This is a genomic window from Hominenteromicrobium sp. (genome assembly GCF_046974225.1).
Classification (GTDB): domain Bacteria; phylum Bacillota; class Clostridia; order Oscillospirales; family Acutalibacteraceae; genus Hominenteromicrobium; species Hominenteromicrobium mulieris.
Genome location: NZ_JBKWAE010000017.1, coordinates 34366 through 51248, shown reverse-complemented (window position 1 = coordinate 51248; position 16883 = coordinate 34366). Strand labels below are relative to the sequence as shown.

The 16883-nt window shown below is 52.0% G+C and carries 20 protein-coding genes; 15 read left to right on the top strand and 5 right to left on the bottom strand.

What is annotated here, in order from left to right; genetic code table 11:
- The first annotated feature begins 66 nt into the window (after positions 1–66).
- The 9 genes from ACLTX1_RS11280 (at position 67) to ACLTX1_RS11240 (ending at position 6220) form a co-directional block, all read left to right on the top strand.
- A complete protein-coding gene (locus tag ACLTX1_RS11280) occupies positions 67–1746 on the top strand; it encodes a recombinase family protein (RefSeq protein ID WP_343284817.1) in 1680 nt (559 codons plus the stop codon).
- 10 nt (positions 1747–1756) lie between these two features.
- Positions 1757–2224 (top strand): hypothetical protein, encoded by a 468-nt coding sequence (locus ACLTX1_RS11275; RefSeq protein ID WP_308449088.1) that lies wholly within the window; start codon positions 1757–1759, stop codon positions 2222–2224.
- Between the two features lie 127 nt (positions 2225–2351).
- Positions 2352–2777 (top strand): type IV pilin protein, encoded by a 426-nt coding sequence (locus tag ACLTX1_RS11270; RefSeq protein ID WP_308449089.1) that lies wholly within the window; start codon positions 2352–2354, stop codon positions 2775–2777.
- 31 nt (positions 2778–2808) lie between these two features.
- Entirely contained in the window at positions 2809–3036 is a 228-nt protein-coding gene (locus ACLTX1_RS11265) for a hypothetical protein (protein ID WP_412330957.1), read from the top strand.
- 98 nt (positions 3037–3134) lie between these two features.
- The gene (locus ACLTX1_RS11260; protein WP_412330956.1) at positions 3135–3536 is read left to right on the top strand and encodes a hypothetical protein; all 402 of its coding nucleotides are present in this window, start codon (positions 3135–3137) and stop codon (positions 3534–3536) included.
- A gap of 202 nt (positions 3537–3738) precedes the next feature.
- The gene (locus ACLTX1_RS11255; RefSeq protein ID WP_412330955.1) at positions 3739–4539 is read left to right on the top strand and encodes an aminoglycoside adenylyltransferase domain-containing protein; all 801 of its coding nucleotides are present in this window, start codon (positions 3739–3741) and stop codon (positions 4537–4539) included.
- A gap of 8 nt (positions 4540–4547) precedes the next feature.
- On the top strand, positions 4548–5369 hold the full coding sequence (locus tag ACLTX1_RS11250) for an HAD family hydrolase (RefSeq protein WP_412330954.1): 822 nt from the start codon (positions 4548–4550) through the stop codon (positions 5367–5369).
- A 15-nt stretch (positions 5370–5384) separates the two neighbouring features.
- Positions 5385–5999 carry a hypothetical protein gene (locus tag ACLTX1_RS11245; RefSeq protein ID WP_412278208.1) on the top strand — a complete coding sequence of 205 codons (615 nt, stop codon included), beginning with the start codon at positions 5385–5387 and terminating at the stop codon, positions 5997–5999.
- An 86-nt stretch (positions 6000–6085) separates the two neighbouring features.
- Positions 6086–6220 (top strand): hypothetical protein, encoded by a 135-nt coding sequence (locus ACLTX1_RS11240; RefSeq protein WP_308449095.1) that lies wholly within the window; start codon positions 6086–6088, stop codon positions 6218–6220.
- 58 nt (positions 6221–6278) lie between these two features.
- Here the strand turns inward: ACLTX1_RS11240 and ACLTX1_RS11235 are convergent, their stop codons facing one another.
- Positions 6279–7190, bottom strand: coding sequence for a SpoIID/LytB domain-containing protein (locus tag ACLTX1_RS11235; RefSeq protein WP_412330953.1), 912 nt, complete (start codon positions 7188–7190; stop codon positions 6279–6281).
- Positions 7191–7413: 223 nt separating this feature from the next.
- On the opposite strand from ACLTX1_RS11235, the gene ACLTX1_RS11230 reads away from it, so the two are divergent.
- A complete protein-coding gene (locus tag ACLTX1_RS11230) occupies positions 7414–8796 on the top strand; it encodes a citrate synthase (RefSeq protein WP_412330958.1) in 1383 nt (460 codons plus the stop codon).
- 1 nt (position 8797) lies between these two features.
- Here the strand turns inward: ACLTX1_RS11230 and ACLTX1_RS11225 are convergent, their stop codons facing one another.
- A complete protein-coding gene (locus tag ACLTX1_RS11225) occupies positions 8798–8926 on the bottom strand; it encodes a hypothetical protein (RefSeq protein ID WP_412330952.1) in 129 nt (42 codons plus the stop codon).
- 41 nt (positions 8927–8967) lie between these two features.
- Between ACLTX1_RS11225 and ACLTX1_RS11220 the strand changes: the two genes are divergently transcribed.
- On the top strand, positions 8968–10257 hold the full coding sequence (locus ACLTX1_RS11220) for a Gfo/Idh/MocA family protein (protein ID WP_412330951.1): 1290 nt from the start codon (positions 8968–8970) through the stop codon (positions 10255–10257).
- An 81-nt stretch (positions 10258–10338) separates the two neighbouring features.
- On the opposite strand, the gene ACLTX1_RS11215 is transcribed toward ACLTX1_RS11220, so the two are convergent.
- The 3 genes from ACLTX1_RS11215 to ACLTX1_RS11205 all read right to left on the bottom strand — a co-directional run bounded on the left by ACLTX1_RS11215 (position 10339) and on the right by ACLTX1_RS11205 (position 13425).
- Positions 10339–11436, bottom strand: coding sequence for a phosphotransferase enzyme family protein (locus tag ACLTX1_RS11215; RefSeq protein ID WP_412330950.1), 1098 nt, complete (start codon positions 11434–11436; stop codon positions 10339–10341).
- 31 nt (positions 11437–11467) lie between these two features.
- Complete coding sequence (locus ACLTX1_RS11210; protein ID WP_412330949.1) at positions 11468–12748, bottom strand: hypothetical protein; 1281 nt, start codon at positions 12746–12748, stop codon at positions 11468–11470.
- A 182-nt stretch (positions 12749–12930) separates the two neighbouring features.
- Complete coding sequence (locus tag ACLTX1_RS11205; RefSeq protein WP_308449100.1) at positions 12931–13425, bottom strand: pyridoxamine 5'-phosphate oxidase family protein; 495 nt, start codon at positions 13423–13425, stop codon at positions 12931–12933.
- Positions 13426–13658: 233 nt separating this feature from the next.
- Here ACLTX1_RS11205 and ACLTX1_RS11200 point away from each other — a divergent pair, with 233 nt between their 5' ends.
- The 4 genes from ACLTX1_RS11200 (at position 13659) to ACLTX1_RS11185 (ending at position 16873) form a co-directional block, all read left to right on the top strand.
- Entirely contained in the window at positions 13659–14507 is an 849-nt protein-coding gene (locus tag ACLTX1_RS11200; protein WP_412330948.1) for an HAD family hydrolase, read from the top strand.
- Positions 14508–14547: 40 nt separating this feature from the next.
- Positions 14548–16137 (top strand): ABC-F family ATP-binding cassette domain-containing protein, encoded by a 1590-nt coding sequence (locus ACLTX1_RS11195; RefSeq protein ID WP_308449102.1) that lies wholly within the window; start codon positions 14548–14550, stop codon positions 16135–16137.
- A gap of 176 nt (positions 16138–16313) precedes the next feature.
- Complete coding sequence (locus tag ACLTX1_RS11190) at positions 16314–16565, top strand: RNA polymerase sigma factor (protein ID WP_412330947.1); 252 nt, start codon at positions 16314–16316, stop codon at positions 16563–16565.
- On the top strand, positions 16559–16873 hold the full coding sequence (locus ACLTX1_RS11185) for a sigma-70 family RNA polymerase sigma factor (protein ID WP_412330946.1): 315 nt from the start codon (positions 16559–16561) through the stop codon (positions 16871–16873). Before ACLTX1_RS11190 ends, ACLTX1_RS11185 begins: the two co-directional genes overlap by 7 nt.
- Positions 16874–16883 lie beyond the last annotated feature (10 nt).

Genomic DNA, 16883 nt, shown 5'->3' with positions numbered 1-16883 from the left:
TCTGGATTCCATCAAGCTGTTGGAGCAGAAAACGGATAACAAGCAAGGCTGACTGAGGATATGCCCATGAAAAAAGAAAAGATAAAAGTTTATATCTACACGCGGGTGTCCACCGCTATGCAGATTGACGGATATTCTCTGGATGCCCAGAAGTCCCGAATGAAAGCCTTTGCTGACTTCAACGATTATGAAATCGTGGGCGAATACGAGGACGCCGGAAAATCCGGTAAGTCCATAGAGGGCAGAATCCAGTTCAATCAGATGATGGAGGACATCAAGTCCGGCAAGGACGGCGTATCCTATGTGCTGGTGTTCAAGCTGTCCCGCTTCGGCAGAAATGCGGCGGATGTGCTGTCCACCTTGCAGGTGATGCAGGATTTCGGTGTCAATCTGATTTGTGTCGAGGATGGTATTGATTCCTCCAAGGATGCCGGAAAGCTGATGATCTCCGTTTTGTCGGCGGTTGCGGAAATTGAGCGTGAAAACATCCGTGTGCAGACGATGGAGGGCAGAATCCAGAAAGCCCGTGAGGGGAAATGGAACGGCGGCTTTGCGCCTTATGGCTACAAGCTGGAAAAGGGGCAGCTTTTCATCAACGAGGAAGAGGCAGAAGCAATTCGTGTAATTTTTGACCAGTATGTGCATACGGATACCGGTGCAAACGGTCTTGCAAAATACCTTGCAACCCATGGGATTCACAAAATCCAAAGGCAAAACGGGAAAAATCCCCTGTTTGATTCTGCGTTGATCCGCAGGATTCTGAAAAATCCGGTTTACTGCGGGAAAATCGCCTATGGTAGACGCCGGACGGAGAAGGTGCATGGCACACGAAATGATTACCGTCTTGTGGAGCAGGATGACTATTTGCTGGTTGACGGACTGCATGAGGGAATTGTCTCCGAAGAACTATGGCATAAGGCGCAGGTCAAGCTGTTGGCACAAGCGGAAAAATACGAACGCGTCAACAGAGACAAGGATACAAAAATACATCTGTTGTCCGGCATTGTGAAATGCCCAGTTTGCAGCGTAAGAATGTATGGAAACAAAAGCATCAAGCATAAAGCAGATGGTACGAAATACAAGGACTTCTTTTATTACGGCTGCAAGCACCGCACGATGACCCATGGACATAAATGCGACTTCAAGAAGCAGATCAACGAAGAACTGCTGGACAGCGCCGTGGCGGAGGTTATCGTCAAGCTGGTAAGCAATCCGAAGTTCGCCGCCATGATGCAGGAAAAAGTCAGTATGAAGGTGGATACCTCTGCCATTGAGCAGGAAATCAGCAACTATGAAAAGCAGCTTCGTCAGGCTTATTCTACCAAATCCAAGCTAATTGAAGAAATCGACTCTCTTGACCCAGACGACCGTCATTACCGCAGACGGAAATCTGATCTTGATGATCGGCTCTATGGGATGTATGATAAGATTGAAGAATTGGAATCTCTGCTGATTGCAGCCAGAGCCAAGAAACAGGCCATTGAGGCAGAAAAGCTGACCGGCGATAATATCTACAAGGTTCTGATCTACTTCGATCAGCTCTATGGAAAGATGGATGACAGAGAGAAACGGCAGCTGATTGAGGAACTGATCTCTGAAATCCAGATTTACGAGGAACGCCAGCCCAACGGTCAGTGGCTCAAGTCCATCAAGTTCAAGCTCCCAATCATTGCGGAGGATATGAGTTTGAGTTTGGACAACGATGCACATATTGAGACGGTTGTACGCTTAAAACAGAACAAGTAGGTGAAAATTCATGCAGTACAAGGCCGAAAATAAGCTTGATATTTTTGAGTTTCATGATGCGGAGCTTTCGCTCGGTTGCTTCGATAAAAACACACTTGTGTTTAGCGCCACGCATTTGAATATTCACAAGCACACGAAGCAAAACCCGGGAGATTGTGACTTGGAGATCGAGCGGGCGGTACTTCGGTTTGAGCACATGGAAAGCGTAACGTTTGAGAACAGAAGACCGATTGAAAACGGTAATCCGGTCGGAGAACAGATCGTGCTTGAAGGTGCCGATGCGGTGAAGGAAATGCTTTCCGGCTTTGTAAAGGGAATCAGAGTATTTGCCCTCTTTGAGGAAAATCGGCGGATTATCATGGATTGCATTACGGACGGCATAGAAGTAGACTTTACATTTTTCACCATCGCCTTTACGCCGCAGACGACTTCTGTCGAGTGGGACGCGTATATCGGCCCGGCTTGGTATGAAACTTAAATCGTTACGGCTTTTCTGCAAGATAAATTGATAACGCTGCTAAAATGTTGACAACATAATACCAACCTATTATAATAAAATCCGGCTTTATTAGTATTTATGTTTTTCGTTGTGATAGGAGGATAAAATGTTAAAAACCGTCCTGCTCCAGAAAATAAAACCGTACCGTCGGGTAAATAAAAAAGGCTTCACGCTTATGGAAATGCTGATTGTCGTGGCTGTCATCGCGATACTCATTGCGGTCGCGATTCCGGTTTTCAGCGCACAGCTTCATAAGGCAAGGGTCGCAACGGACTGGGCGAACCTGCGGTCGTTTTACGCCGACATACAAACGGATTATATGACAACAGGGGAGCAAAACCCGAAAGTCCCCGTAGATTGGCACACAAACCCAGCTTACGACTGGCATTCGGTGACGTTTTTGAACGGGCAGAAAGTCAAAATGAAAGCAGGCTTCTGCGCGGTGAGTTTTACAAAAGATGTGGGTTATTCGATCGAATACGAGTGTAACGACGGACACCCAGCGTGCCATCTCAGCCTGCCTGCACAATAATATCTTGTTTAGAAGACTTTGTGCATTTTATGTGCAAAGTCTTTTTTATGTTCTCGATTCCCTCGGCATCGGTGCTATGCCGGATTCCGAGGCGTTTGGCGACGTCGGTGTCGATACATTCGGCCATATCGCCTATACCGTGAAAACGATGGAGATCCCGAACCTCAAAAAGCTTGGTATGCTGAACCTCCACTCCACAAAAGATATGCAGCTTGCGGAGCGCTCCATCGGCAGTTCGCGGCTTTCGGAGCTGCTATAAAAGATGCTTTTTTCGTAGTATCCGTCAAGCAAAAAAGAGAGTTCTGCTGGAGGTTTTCTACTTTTTCCTCTACACTGGAGGAAAAGGGGGAGATGCTTTTGGAACGACCGGTATTCAGCTTTTTTTCAAAACTTATTATGCCGTTGTTTTACGATAAAAAGTTTTTGCGTGGCCGCTGGTTTGAGGAATCCAGTCTCGGCTGGACATGGTGCTGGCGAAACTTGTGGATGCAGAAGATAAAGGGCATCAATCGCGATATTCCGTTCCCGGTTTCTTTCCGCAATGAAGTAAGCAGCGCGGAAAATCTGATTTTCGACCCGGATGATATGAATGATTTTAACGCGTTCGGCTGCTATTTTCAGAATTTCGCCGCCAAAATCGTCATTGGCAAAGGCAGTTATATCGCGCCGAATGTCGGTCTTGTCACGGCGAACCATGTGCTGACCGATTTGGAGCAGCATCAGCCCGGCAAAGCCCCGGGGCCTCAAATTGCTCTGTAAGGCGATTTGTTTCGGGATTGAAGAAATCAATCATTTTAACCGTATTTTCAAATCCATCGTGGGCGTTTCGCCCACCCAGTACCGTTCTGCAAACCGCAAGGAAGCGCAGAACTGATTTGATTTTTGTAAAACTGTTTTTGGTTGACACGGTGAAAAAAAGCAGTATATAGTAAATGAAAAGTACTGCGAAGTAGGAGGTTTTATGGACAGTCTACTATCTTACCAAACTCTGCCTCTCAAAATCAAATCTCAGCTCGCCCGCATTACGGAAAGTTGGAAAGCGCACGCGGGGGAGAACCTCGTTGGCGTGTACCTGCACGGCTCTGTTGCCCTCGGCGCGTTTCAGCCCGCATCCGGCGATTTGGACGTTCTGGTCGTTGTAAAGGACGCACTTACGATCGAAACGAAGCTCAAAATCGCACAAGATCTGCTCGAAATCGACGGCAGTCCGTGCCCCGTGGAGCTCTCCGCCGTGAAGCTTTGCGACGTGCAGCTGTGGCGAACGCCTGGTAACTGCGTGTTCCATTACAGCGATTTCTGGAGCGAGCGCATCGAACAGCGATTGCATGACCCTGATTTCAACTGTTATGTGCTCGACCGGGAGTTCCCGGATGCCGACGTCACAAGCTACATCAAGCTTATTTTGCAGTGCGGCGTCACCCTGTACGGCCCGCCGCCAAAGGAGATTTTCTCCGAGATTTCCGATGAAGACTTCTGGCAGGGCATCTCCGCCGATGTCGAAAACTACGATTTTCATAGCTACAAGCCGCGCTACCTCGCGAGCAACGTCCTCATTTTAGGCCGCATTCTGTCGTTTAAAAAGGAGCGCCGCATTTTATCCAAATACGAAGCCGGGCTCTGGATGATCGAAAACGTCCCACAGAGCCTAAAATATCTGCCCGAGCGCGCCATGAAGATCTGGTTCGAGGGCGAAGCGCTCGATTTGCCCGAAGACGACCTCGAAAAGCTCCGAAAATATCTCATCGCCGAAATTCGAAAGTGAGGGAAAATATGAAAGGCCCAAAAACGCTCTACGTCTCCGATTTAGACGGCACCTTGCTGCGCCGCGACCAAACCGTCTCGCCGTTCACGGCGGAGACGATCAACACGCTAACTTCGCGCGGCATGCTGTTTTCCTACGCTACGGCGCGCTCGCTTGTCACCGCGAAAACGGTCACCAAGGGGCTCAACACGCACTTTCCGCTCATCATTTATAACGGCGCGTTCGTCCGCGATAACGTCACGGAGGAAATTCTTCTCGCAAATTACTTTGACGCTTCCGTGTACGCGGTTTTAGATGAACTCTTCAAGGCGAATATCTACCCCATCGTGTACGCAAATGTGGACGGCAGAGAACATTTTTCCTTTATCTATGAAAAGTGCACGCCCGGCCTGAAGGACTTTGCCGATACCCGCGTAAACGACCCCCGTACCCGCGAGGTGTATACGACGGAAGAGCTCACGCGTGGCGATCTTTTCTATATCACCTGCATCGGCGACCCGCAAAAACTCGCGCCATTTTACGAAAAATACCGCGAAACCTACCACGTCGTCTACTCCAAAGATATTTACTCCGGCGAGCAGTGGCTCGAGATCATGCCGAAAACCGCCTCCAAAGCGAACGCCGTCCTCGAGCTGAAAGAGAAGCTCGGCTGCGAAAAGCTCGTCGTGTTCGGCGACGGTAAAAACGACCTTGATATGTTCCACGCTGCGGACGAAGCCTACGCCGTTCAAAATGCCGACAAAGAACTGAAAGCCGCCGCCACTGCCGTCATCGGCGGAAACAACGAAGACGGCGTAGCCAAATGGCTTTTGGAGCATGCTGATTTTTAAAATTCGGAGGGAAATATGTACATTTATTACCCAAGCTGTAACTTTAGCGCGGCAAGTCCCGCAACGGCAAAAAAAGTCAAAGCGTATTTTGAAAAGCAAATGCCGGTTGCCGGCTGCTGCCGCGTCGATAAAAGAGAGATTTCCCCTGCGGATATCGCGCTTTACATCTGTCAGGCATGCCGCGAGACGCTCGAAGACAAAGTGAAAACGCAGTCGATGTGGGAATATCTCGATGCCTTAAAAGATTTCAACTTTCCGAACCTAAACGGTCAAAAATTCTATGTGCAGGATTGCTGGCGCGACCGCAATCACCCGGAGATCCACGAAGCCGTGCGCAGCCTTTTAAAGAAAATGCACGCGGAAGTGATAGAGATCGAGCATAACCGTGAAAAATCCATATTCTGCGGCAACCTGCATTACGAAACGGATGATCCGCGTCTCAAAAACTACCCGAACACTCCACTGTACAAGCTGCCCGAAGACCTGCAAACCTCTCTCATGCAGCATTATGCCGCGCAGTTTGATCCCCAAATCCCGGTGCTGTGCTACTGCAACCGCTGCTATGAATGCCTTCGCATGGGCGGTGCAACCGCCGTTCACCTGCTCGATATCGCTTTTTCTGAAATGTAAAGACAGATTTGTTTCCTTTCAGACAGGAAACGAACCGCAAAATCGCCTATACTGAATACAGCGACAGAGGAAAGGGGAGAGCGTAAATGGAGTGGCTGCCCGGCAACAAGGAGTACGACCTTGCCGGCAAGTACAACATCGAGTGGTATTCCGCAGACGGCGACCCGGACAGCACCGACTACGAGTCCGCTATCTGGATCCCCGTTATCCCGAAAAAGTAAAATCTTATCACGCCGTAAGAAAACTGCCCTGCCGATGCGCAAAACGGCAGGGCATCTCCTATTTTATGTCGGTTCCCGGGTAAAATCGTGCCAAAATTTCGTCAACCGTCATGCCGCCTTCCGCAAGCGTTATGGCGGCCGCTTGACTCATGCCCACGCCGTGCCCATAGCCGAGCGTCGTAAATGTGAACGCGCCGTTTTCATACGTCACCGTAAAACTCGCGCTGCGTAAACCGAGCGCCTCCCGCACATGCACGCCTGTCATTTCTACCCCGCAGACCGTAAGCTTTTCCACATATCCCGTGTCAAAATATTGAATATCCGAGAACCACCTTCCCGGCGCATCGTCAAATGAAATTTCCGAGAAAGCGGCTCGTATCTCGTCTTCCGTAAACGTTGTCGCGCTCTGAAACCCCTGCGCCAAAAGGTCGCTCGGGCACGCTACAGCGGTGAGGTACGGATAGCTTTTTTCCGGCCACACGTTTTCAAACGGCTGCGTGCACCCGGCAGAAATCGCAAAATAACACGCGTTGATCGGCTCGTTTTCAAAATAAATTTTTTTGTCGAGCACCGATAAGCACAGCGCCCGCACGCGGTTTTGTTCTTCGTCCGTCAGCCCCGCATCAACCGTGTAGATATTCTTTTCCGCGCTGTCACAGGTAAAATCAAAATCTTTCCCCGTGTTTTCCCGCCGCTTGCGGTCATAGAGCGTGTGTATCGCGATGATTTGTGCCTTTAACGCCTCGTCGGGGGCAGAAACGGCCATCTCACACGGCAGCGCCCCGCAGAGAAAATCCAGATCGTTCACGGTGCGGACCGTCTCTGTTGCCGTGTCGTAAATGCGAAAAACAGATTCGCTTTTTGCCGTGCCGCTCTCCGCAAACAGCAGCGGCGTTACCGCGCAAAACAGATACAGCGCACCCAAAAATGCGAAAAACCTGCGTACCGGCCATTTTGATTTCAGCTTCATTTTACACCTCAAAATGAAAAAACTTATTGTCACTCATGCAATATTTTGTGCTTAATTTATTTTTTGTAAAATAAATCAAGATAAAAATGAAAGATATTGAGTTTCATAATTCAAAAATGCTTGACGAAACCGCAACTCTGCGTTATTATGTATCTACTACGCGAAAATGTGCGGAACGCAGTGCGAAGAGCCGCGCAGGAAAGGATGAGCAGTTTTGGAAAGATTGATAAACGAAAGTGCAAGCAGCACAACGGTCAGCGAGCTTTGCGCCGAGTATCGTGCCAATAACCAGATTACAAAGGATGAATACGAGCTTTACCACGTCAAACGCGGCCTGCGCAACCGCGACGGCACCGGCGTCATGGCCGGCCTTACGCACGTCTGTAACGTGCACGGCTACCTCATCAGCGACGGCGTGAAAATTCCGGATAGCGGCCGCCTCACATACCGCAGCATGAATGTTGTGGACATCATCAACGGCTGCCGCGCGGAAGGCCGTTTCGGCTTTGAAGAAGTCGTGTGGCTTTTGATCTTCGGCAAGCTGCCCGATGAACGCCAGTATAACCGCATCTGTCAGCTTCTTTACGAAAACCGCGAGCTGCCGGAATACTTCCCCGAGGACGTCATTATGAAAAACCCGTCGCGCGACGTGATGAATAAGCTTGCGCGTGCCGTTTTGACGCTCTATTCCTACGATGACGACCCGGACGATCTCTCACTCGAAAATAACATGCGCCAAAGCATCTCGCTCATTGCGCGTATGCCGGCCATCATGACGTATGCCTATCAGGTCAAGCGCCGCCATTACGATAAACAGACCATGTTTTTTCACCCGTTCGAGCCGCAGCACAAAACGGCGGAGGCGATTTTGAATGCCCTGCGCGAGGATCGCCAATTCACGCACGAGGAAGCCCAGCTGCTCGACCTTTGCATGGTGCTCCACGCAGAGCACGGCGGCGGTAACAACTCCACATTTACCACGCGTGTGCTTTCCTCCGCGCAAACGGATATCTACTCCACCATCGCCGCAGCTATCGGTTCCCTGAAGGGCTTCCGTCACGGCGGCGCGAACCACAAGGTACGCCAGATGATGACAGACATCATGCAGAATGTGCAGCACTGGGACAGCGATGACGAAGTGGAAAACTACCTCGAGCGCATTTTGCGCCGCGAGGTGGGGGACAAGAGCGGCCTCATCTACGGCATCGGTCACGCCATTTACACATTGTCCGATCCGCGTGCCGTCGAACTCAAAAAACAGGCGCGTTCCCTCGCCGCCAAAACCGGCTACGCCGACCAGTTCGCGCTGTATGAGCGCATCGAGCGCTTAGCGCCAGACGCGTTCCATAAAGTTACGGGGAACGAGAAAGTAGTATGCGCCAACGTCGATTTTTATTCCGGGCTCGTCTATGAGATGCTCGGCATTCCGGAGGATCTCTACACACCCATGTTTGCCGTTTCGCGCATCTCCGGCTGGTGCGCCCACCGCATCGAGGAGCTCACAACGGGCGGCCGCATCATCCGCCCGGCGTACCGCGCGCTGCCCACCGGTCAGACCTACATCCCGCTCAAGGACCGCCATTACAATGCAAAGTCCGTTTTGTAAATTAAACGGCATAAAAGCCCAAAACGGCTTGCTTTTTGCCGTTATTGTCCGTATAATCAAATTCAGAAAGCAGCAAGGTGTGTGCGACGGCCCTGTCTTCGCCCGCACCTTTCCGTTTGTATGATTCCATTAAATCTCGTTTCTCTACGAAAGGAAGAGGGGGTAAAATCCATGAAAGCACCCATCACATTTGCCATCGCCGGCTTCGGCGACCGCGGCAGCACATACGCTTCCATGCAGAAGCTTTTCCCGGACCGCATGAAGGTCGTCGCCGTGGCGGATATCAACCCGGAAAAGGTACAGAAAGCGAAAGAACTCTACGGCATCAAGGATGAGCTTTGCTTCACGAGCGCAGAGGAAATGCTCGCGCAGGATAAGCTTGCCGATGTCATGGTCGTTTCCACCATGGATCGCCAGCACGTCAACCACGCCATTCCGGCGCTTGAAAAGGGCTATAACATCCTGATGGAAAAGCCGATCTCTCCGGATCTTCAGGAGTGCAAGCGTATTATCGAGGTTGCAAAGCACTGCCCCGGCAAGATCATCGTATGTCATGTTCTGCGCTATACCACGTTCTATAATACATTAAAGTCCATTCTCGACAGCAAAAAGATCGGCGATGTCGTCTCCGTCTGTGCAAACGAGAACGTCGGCTACTGGCACCAGGCGCACTCCTTTGTGCGCGGCAACTGGCGCAACAGTGACCAGACAAGCCCCATGATCCTCCAGAAGTGCTGCCACGATATGGACATCTACACATGGCTGCTCGGCAAAAAATGTAAGGCCATTTCCTCCCTCGGCGATACGCACCTCTTCAAAAAGGAGTGCGCACCGGAGGGCGCAACGCCGTACTGCCTCGGCGGCTGCAAAGCGAAGGAAAACTGTAAGTTCGACGCCGAGAAGATCTACATCACGAACCCCGCAACGGGCATCCGCAACGGCAATACGTGGATGGCGGGCGTTGCCTGCGGCGTGAACCCCACCGAAGAGCGCACCTATGAAGCACTGAAAAACGGTCAGTACGGCCGCTGCGTCTATATGTGCGACAACAACGTCGTCGACCACCAGCAGACGAACCTCCTCTTCGAGGACGGCACAACCATGAGCTTCACCATGTGCGCGTTCACCGAAAAGTGCTACCGTTATTTCAAGGCCATGGGCACGAACGGTGAGATCGAAGCCGATATGCTCTCGAATAAAATCCACGTCCGCGTCTTCGGCGAGCCGGAAGAAATCATCGATGTCAAGCTCCTTGCAAACGACCTCAAGGGTCACGGCGGCGGCGACAGCGGCATCGTGAACGATTTCCTCGATATGCTCATCAACGAGACCGAAGCCACCGAGCGCACCACAACGCTGGAGCACTCCCTCGAAAGCCACTTCATGGCGCTCGCAGCCGAAGAATCCCGCCTCCGCGGCGGCGAGCTCATCAACATGGATGCGTTCAAAAACGGCAAGTAATTTAACAATCTGAACATAAAAAGTCCTGCACGCATGATAAGCTGTGCAGGACTTTTTTACTATATTCAATTTAATATTTCATCACAAATACGTGTCCACAATGGCCTGCGTCTCATCACGCTTTGCTTCCATTTCCGCCACAAGGTGGAACTGGTTGCGTGCGCGGTCTAAGTTGTGCTGCGGGTACTTCGTCTTAAAGTACACATCGCCGTTCAGGTAGTCCGCAAGGAAGCGGATGCCCACCTCAAACGTCATCAGCTTCGCACCGTCCGGCAGCGTGCGGATTTCCGTCTCGGTCAGCGCCTTGCCGGCTTCGCCGAGGAAGCCTTCCGTGTACGCCTTAAAGAGCGGCACGCTGAAGTGCACCTTCGTCAGATCGGTTTCGTCCTCCGCACCGGTGGAAGCACCCGCGCGAATGGAATCACCGAAGTCAAACGCCGCAAGGCCCGGCATCACCGTGTCAAGATCGATGACGCACACCGCGTCACCCGTCGCGTTATCAATCAAAACGTTGCTCATTTTCGTGTCGTTATGCGTCACCTTCAGCGGCAGCTTGCCCTCCTCAAGCAGGTTCATCAAAAGCCCGCAGTCCGTTTCGCGTGCCTTTGCAAATTCCAGCTCGGCCGCAACATTCTTTAAGCGCCCTGCCTTGTTCTCGCGCACCGCCTGCATGAGCTGTTCAAAACGCGCCGGGGTGTCGTGAAAGTGCGGGATGACCTCGTGCAGCGTCTCTGCCGGGTAATCAGAGAGCATGTTCTGAAACGCACCGAACGCCGCGCCGGATTTTTTCAGCATCTCCGGAGATTCCGCAAAGTCATACGCCGTTGTGTTCTCCAAATTGATCGTCGAGCGCCAGTAGTTGCCCTCACTGTCGATATAATAATCCTTGCCGTCGTTCGTCTTTAAAACCGTCAGCGTGCCGCGCTTCGGGTCTTTGCCGGCCTTTTCAAGCTTCTCCGCCAAAAATTTCGTCACGTGCACCATGTTGTCCATGATCTCATCCGGGTGTGGGAACACATACCCGTTCACGCGCTGCAAGACAAAGTTGCCCTTTTCCGTGCGCGCCAGAAACGTGTCGTTGATGTGCCCGCCGCCGTACGGTTCAATGGAGCTTACACAGTCGCCGTAAAAATACGCCTTTGCGGCCTCGTTATAAAGAATTCCCTTTTTGTCCGCCATGTTTTATCCCCTTAGAGTAAATTTAAAACCGTCAATTATTGATGATGATGCGCAAGATTTCGGAACCGCCCGCCGCGGAAAGATCCATCGCGCCGCTGTACCGCTCCAAAATGCCGCGTACCACTTCCATGCCGAGCACCTGCGGCTTTTTCGGCTCAAACAGCTTATGTACAAGGTCATTCACGGAGCTCTTCGTCGCCGGTGTGCGCTTTTTCTGCTTTTTCTGCGCCGAGTACACCGCCTCAAACGTGATGCGGTTTTCCACCGGCAGCGCCGTGATGCGCACGCGTGGCTCCTCTGCGCCGGAGTGCTCCGCGCAGTCGATGGCGTGCGTCAGCATGTCGTTCAGAATCGCGCAGAATTCAATGGTTTTCAGCCGCACCGCGCCAAGCTCCACATTGCTTTCCAAAACGATGCCGCAGTGTGCCGCGTAGGCCGCCTTGCCCGCCAGCACTGCATTCACATACGGGTTTTCGCTGTATCGCTGTAAATACGGATCGTGCAGAACTGTTTCCTCTTTGATGATATTCAGTACGCCTTCGCAGCTGCCGTCCTGCGCCTCAGCCGCGATCTCATGCAAAACGAAATCATGGTGCTCCTGCGCGTTCTTTGCGTTTGTCACGTTGCCCACCATCGCGCGGAAATAATCCGCCTCCGCGCCGAGCAGCTGCTCGCGGTGCTCCGCCGTGCAGGCACTCTCCTGGTACTTTGCCGCGTTAAACGCCGCACGCACCGTAAACGCCAAAACAAGGTACAGCGCCGCTGTCAGAATAAGGCGCTGCGTTACGCTGTTCAGCCCGAAAAAAGTCGGCAAAATTCCATTTGCGCAGAATAAACAGACAACAAGCGCCGCACAAAGCCCCACAGACAGCACCGAAACGCCGCGCTGTGCAAAATAGCGAAACGGGTGTGCCAGCGTCATGAAAGAGAGGAATGTCAGAACAATGTAAAGCAGGCTGCCGATGACCGCCGACCATACGCCGTCGCCCGCAAACGGCAACGCTTTCAAAAGCGTGGTCGTCACGGGAAGCAAAAATGCGTAGTTGCAGATCATCAAAAGAGAAAGGCTCAGCTTCTGCGCCAAATTGTTCGTGTAGAGGAATACCGCCGCAACCAGCAATAAGAGCACATTCATGCCGTTGCCGAACTGCCCCGTCGCGTCGTTAAAGGCAGGGGAGAGCAGCAGATTCAGCAAAATAGAAAGCACAAACACGCCGCCCGAAACAATGGCCTCCGCCAGCAGCCGAAAGCGGCTGTTTAAAACCGTCAATAATAAAAGTGCATTGCACAGAAAAACGACCGGTAAAAGCATTTTAAAACGCCTCACTTTTCCAAGTTTGTGTGCACGAACCCCTAAATCGCACACAATTTTTTTCAGTATACCATATTTGGTCGCTTCTTTCAACAAATTCCACAAAGAAATGTTCCGCAGCACGAATTTTTCGACACTACGAAACACATTTGTGCCTTATACAATTCTATATCTCTTAAAAATCAGCCCATGCGGCGGTTCTGCTTGCCGGTGACAGACTCAATCTCAATGCACCACACACCCGTCGATTTCGGCCCCGTCTCCACGCAGCCGGTTTCCTCTTTCGTCAAACTCGGCACAAAACGGTCGCAAAGCAGACGCAGCGCACGGCGTTTTTCATCGAAATCGGTTATTTCTGTCACTTTGCCGCGCACCACAGTGGAGGTATAGAGCGTCGTCAGCCCCTTTTCGTAGATCGTCGGGTTTTCCACAAACAGCAGGCAAACCTGCGGATTTTCGCGCAGAGAGTCGACCTTCAGCCCCTCCGGCGCGCTGTGGAAGAACAGCTTCTTGCCGTCACGCACCACGTTCAGTGCCACCGCATACGGCGTGCCGTCCGTCGCAATAAGGGAAAGTGTGCCGTAAGCGCAGCGGTCAATGACCGCAAGCGCATCCTCGCGGGAAATCGCGCGGTCGGCGCGGCGCATTTTGGTCATGTCTGGTTTTGCCATATCCATCAATTCAAAACAACTCCTTGTCCTTTGTTGGCTTTAGTATAGCATTGCATAGTGCCGAAAACAACCGTTTTCAAAAAACACGCGAATTTTCGACGAGAAATTGCAAAATTTCGCTGTGAAATTGCCAAATTTCGCATAAGCCCTTGTTTTATTCCGGGTTTTACAGTATATTTAATTGGTATGACTTTCGGAAAGGAGCGCAATGGACTGCACGGCAGTCCATATCTGTATATATGGAAAACACAGAAGCAAAAAGAAACATCAAGCTCATCGCGTTCGATCTGGACGGCACCACGCTGCACGGCTTCGCGGAGCTTTCAGAGCGCAACCGCCGCGCCATGGAAAAGGCGAACGACGCAGACATTCTGGTCGTCCCGGCCACAGGACGCGTGCGCAATTTTATTCCGCCGTGCCTCACCGAGCTGCCGTTTATCCGCTACGCCATCACCTCAAACGGCGGCGCCGTGTGGGATATTCTGGAAAACAAAGTGCTCTGCACCGATCTCATTCCCACCGAGACCGCGCTCGAAGTGCAGAAAATTTTTGACGATTACGAGCTTTATGTGGAATACTACGTGCACGGGCGCGGCGTTACAAAGCGCGGCAACCCGGATAAAGCCCGCACCATTTTCGGCTTCCCGGAAGAAAAATATTACTTCCTCACAAAAGATTATACGTTCACGGACAACCTCTCCGCGTATTTAAAAGAAACGCACGCCGAGCCGGAAAAGATCAATATGATGTTCATTCCGGAAAGCGTCCGCCCGGAAATTTTGGCCCGCCTGCAAAAGTTAGGCGGCATCGAGCTTACATTCTCGAACGTCGATAACATCGAGATCAATAAAAAGGGCTGCGATAAAGGCACCGCACTGTATTCGCTCTGCAAGGTCCTCGGCATCGATCCCAAAAACACCATGGCGGCGGGCGATAACGGCAACGACCTCGGTATGCTGAAAGCCGCAGGCTTCGCCGCCGTCGTCGGCAACGGCATAGAGGAAGCGAAAGCGATTGCCGACGCCGTCGTCGCACCGTGTATCGAAGACGGCTTCGCGGAAGCCGTGGAGCGGTTTGCACTGAGATAAAAAGAAAAATATAAAAGCACCATTTGAAAGGAACCAAACTATGCTGAATGTCAACGGGGTCGCCATCAATTTTGATGGTCAGAACCTCTTTTCAAACGTCAATCTCCAGTTTTTGCCGGGCAACTGCTACGGCATTATCGGCGCAAACGGCGCGGGTAAATCCACCTTCCTGCGTATTTTGTCCGGCGATTTAGAGCCCAGTAAGGGCGAGGTCACGTTTGACCCCAAATACAGAATGTCCGTTCTGAAACAGGACCACTTTGCTTACGAAGACCAAACCATTTTTGATACCATTATGCAGGGCAATGCAAGACTGTATGAGATCGCACAGGAAAAAGACGCGCTGTACGCAAAGCCCGATTTTGATGAAGAAGACGGCAACCGCGCCGCCGAGCTTGAAGCCGAGTTCTCCGAGCTCAACGGTTGGGACGCCGAGACCGAAGCCGCAAAGCTCATGCAGGGTCTCGGGCTCGACAGCAACGATATGTATAACACCATGAGCACCCTGAACCAGACCGAAAAGGTTAAAGTGCTCTTGGCCCGCGCGCTGTTCGGCCAGCCGGATATGATTCTCCTTGACGAACCGACGAACGGCCTCGACGCCAAAGCCATCACATGGTTAGAGGATTTTCTCATTGAGTACGAGGGCACCGTCATCGTTGTCTCCCATGACCGCCACTTTTTAAATAACGTCTGCACCCATATTGTCGATGTCGATTACGGCAAGATCAAAATGTACGTCGGCAACTACGACTTCTGGTATGAGTCGAGCCAGCTCATGCAGCGCATGATGCGCGACCAGAACCGCAAGGCGGAGGAAAAAATCAAGGAGCTCCAGAACTTTATCCAGCGCTTCTCCGCAAATAAATCGAAGTCCCGTCAGGCGACGTCCAGAAAGAAGCTGCTCGATAAGATCACCGTCGAAGAAATGCCCGCGTCCTCCCGTCGCTACCCGTATGTCGGCTTTACGATGGATAGAGAGCTCGGCAAAGACGTCCTCACCGTCTCGGGCCTTACAAAGACCGTAGACGGCGTAAAGGTGCTTGATAACGTCACGTTCACCGTCGGCCGCACGGATAAAATCGCGTTCACCGCATCAAACGAGTTCGCCGTGCCGACGCTTTTCAAAATCTTAATGGGCGAGCTGGAGCCGGATGCCGGCACATTCAAGTGGGGCGTTTCGACGAGTCAGTCCTATTTCCCGCAGGATAATTCCGCCTATTTCACCGATACGGAAGATTCCATCATCCGCTGGCTCGAGCAATATTCCAAAGACACCACCGAAACGTATCTGCGCGGTTTCCTCGGCAAAATGCTGTTCTCCGGCGAAGACGTCTATAAGCCCGTGCAGGTGCTTTCCGGCGGCGAAAAGGTGCGCTGCATGCTTTCGCGCATGATGATGTTCGGCAGCAATGTACTCCTGCTCGACCAGCCCACGAACCACCTTGACCTCGAGTCCATCACTGCCGTCAACAACGGCCTCATCGATTTCAAGGGTGTCGTGCTGTTTGCATCGCACGACCACGAGTTCACCCAGACCGTCGCGAACCGCATCATCGAAATTCTGCCCGAGGGCGGCACGTTCGACCGCGTTACCACCTACGACGAGTACCTCGAAATGCGCGGCTAAACCCGTATTGAATACGGCTAACCCGCAAAGGTCGCGGCTGATTCATAATCTGGAAAACGTTGTCCGGCACTAAGCTTTAGTCGCCGGACAAACTTTTATCGAAAATTTCAAAATCCGTGTAACCTGCCGATATAAAACGCCTACTTATAAAGTGAAGGGGAAGGGAGGACAAAAGCATGAAGGAAGACCATGAGATCATCGAGCTCTACTGGGCGCGCAGCGAAAGCGCCGTGCACGAAACGGACGAAAAGTACGGGGCGAAGCTCCACACGCTCTCCGGGCGCATTCTGCCCGAAGCAGAGGATGCCGAGGAGTGCGTCAACGATACGTACCTCGGCGCGTGGAATGCCATGCCGCCGCAGCGCCCGCTCGCGCTCTTTGCGTTTCTGGCGCGCATCTGTCGCAACATCGCGTGCGATAAGTGTTAGACAAGCTCCGCGCGAAAAAGCGCAGCGCAGAGGTCTCCGCGCTCACGGAGGAGCTTTCGGCGTGCATCGCAGACCCAACAGCAGCAAGGGAAGCGGAAAGCCGCGAGATTGCCGAAGCCTTAAACAGCTTTCTCTCGACGCTCCCCGTCGATGCCCGGCTCTTTTTCATGCGCCGTTACTGGTATATGGATTCCGTAAAAGCCATCGCCGAAAAGTACGGCTGCGGCGAAAGCCGCGTCAAAACGTCTCTCCACCGCACGCGTGAAAAGCTGCGGGATTATCTCCAAAAGGAAGACATCTGGCTTTAAAGAAAGGCGG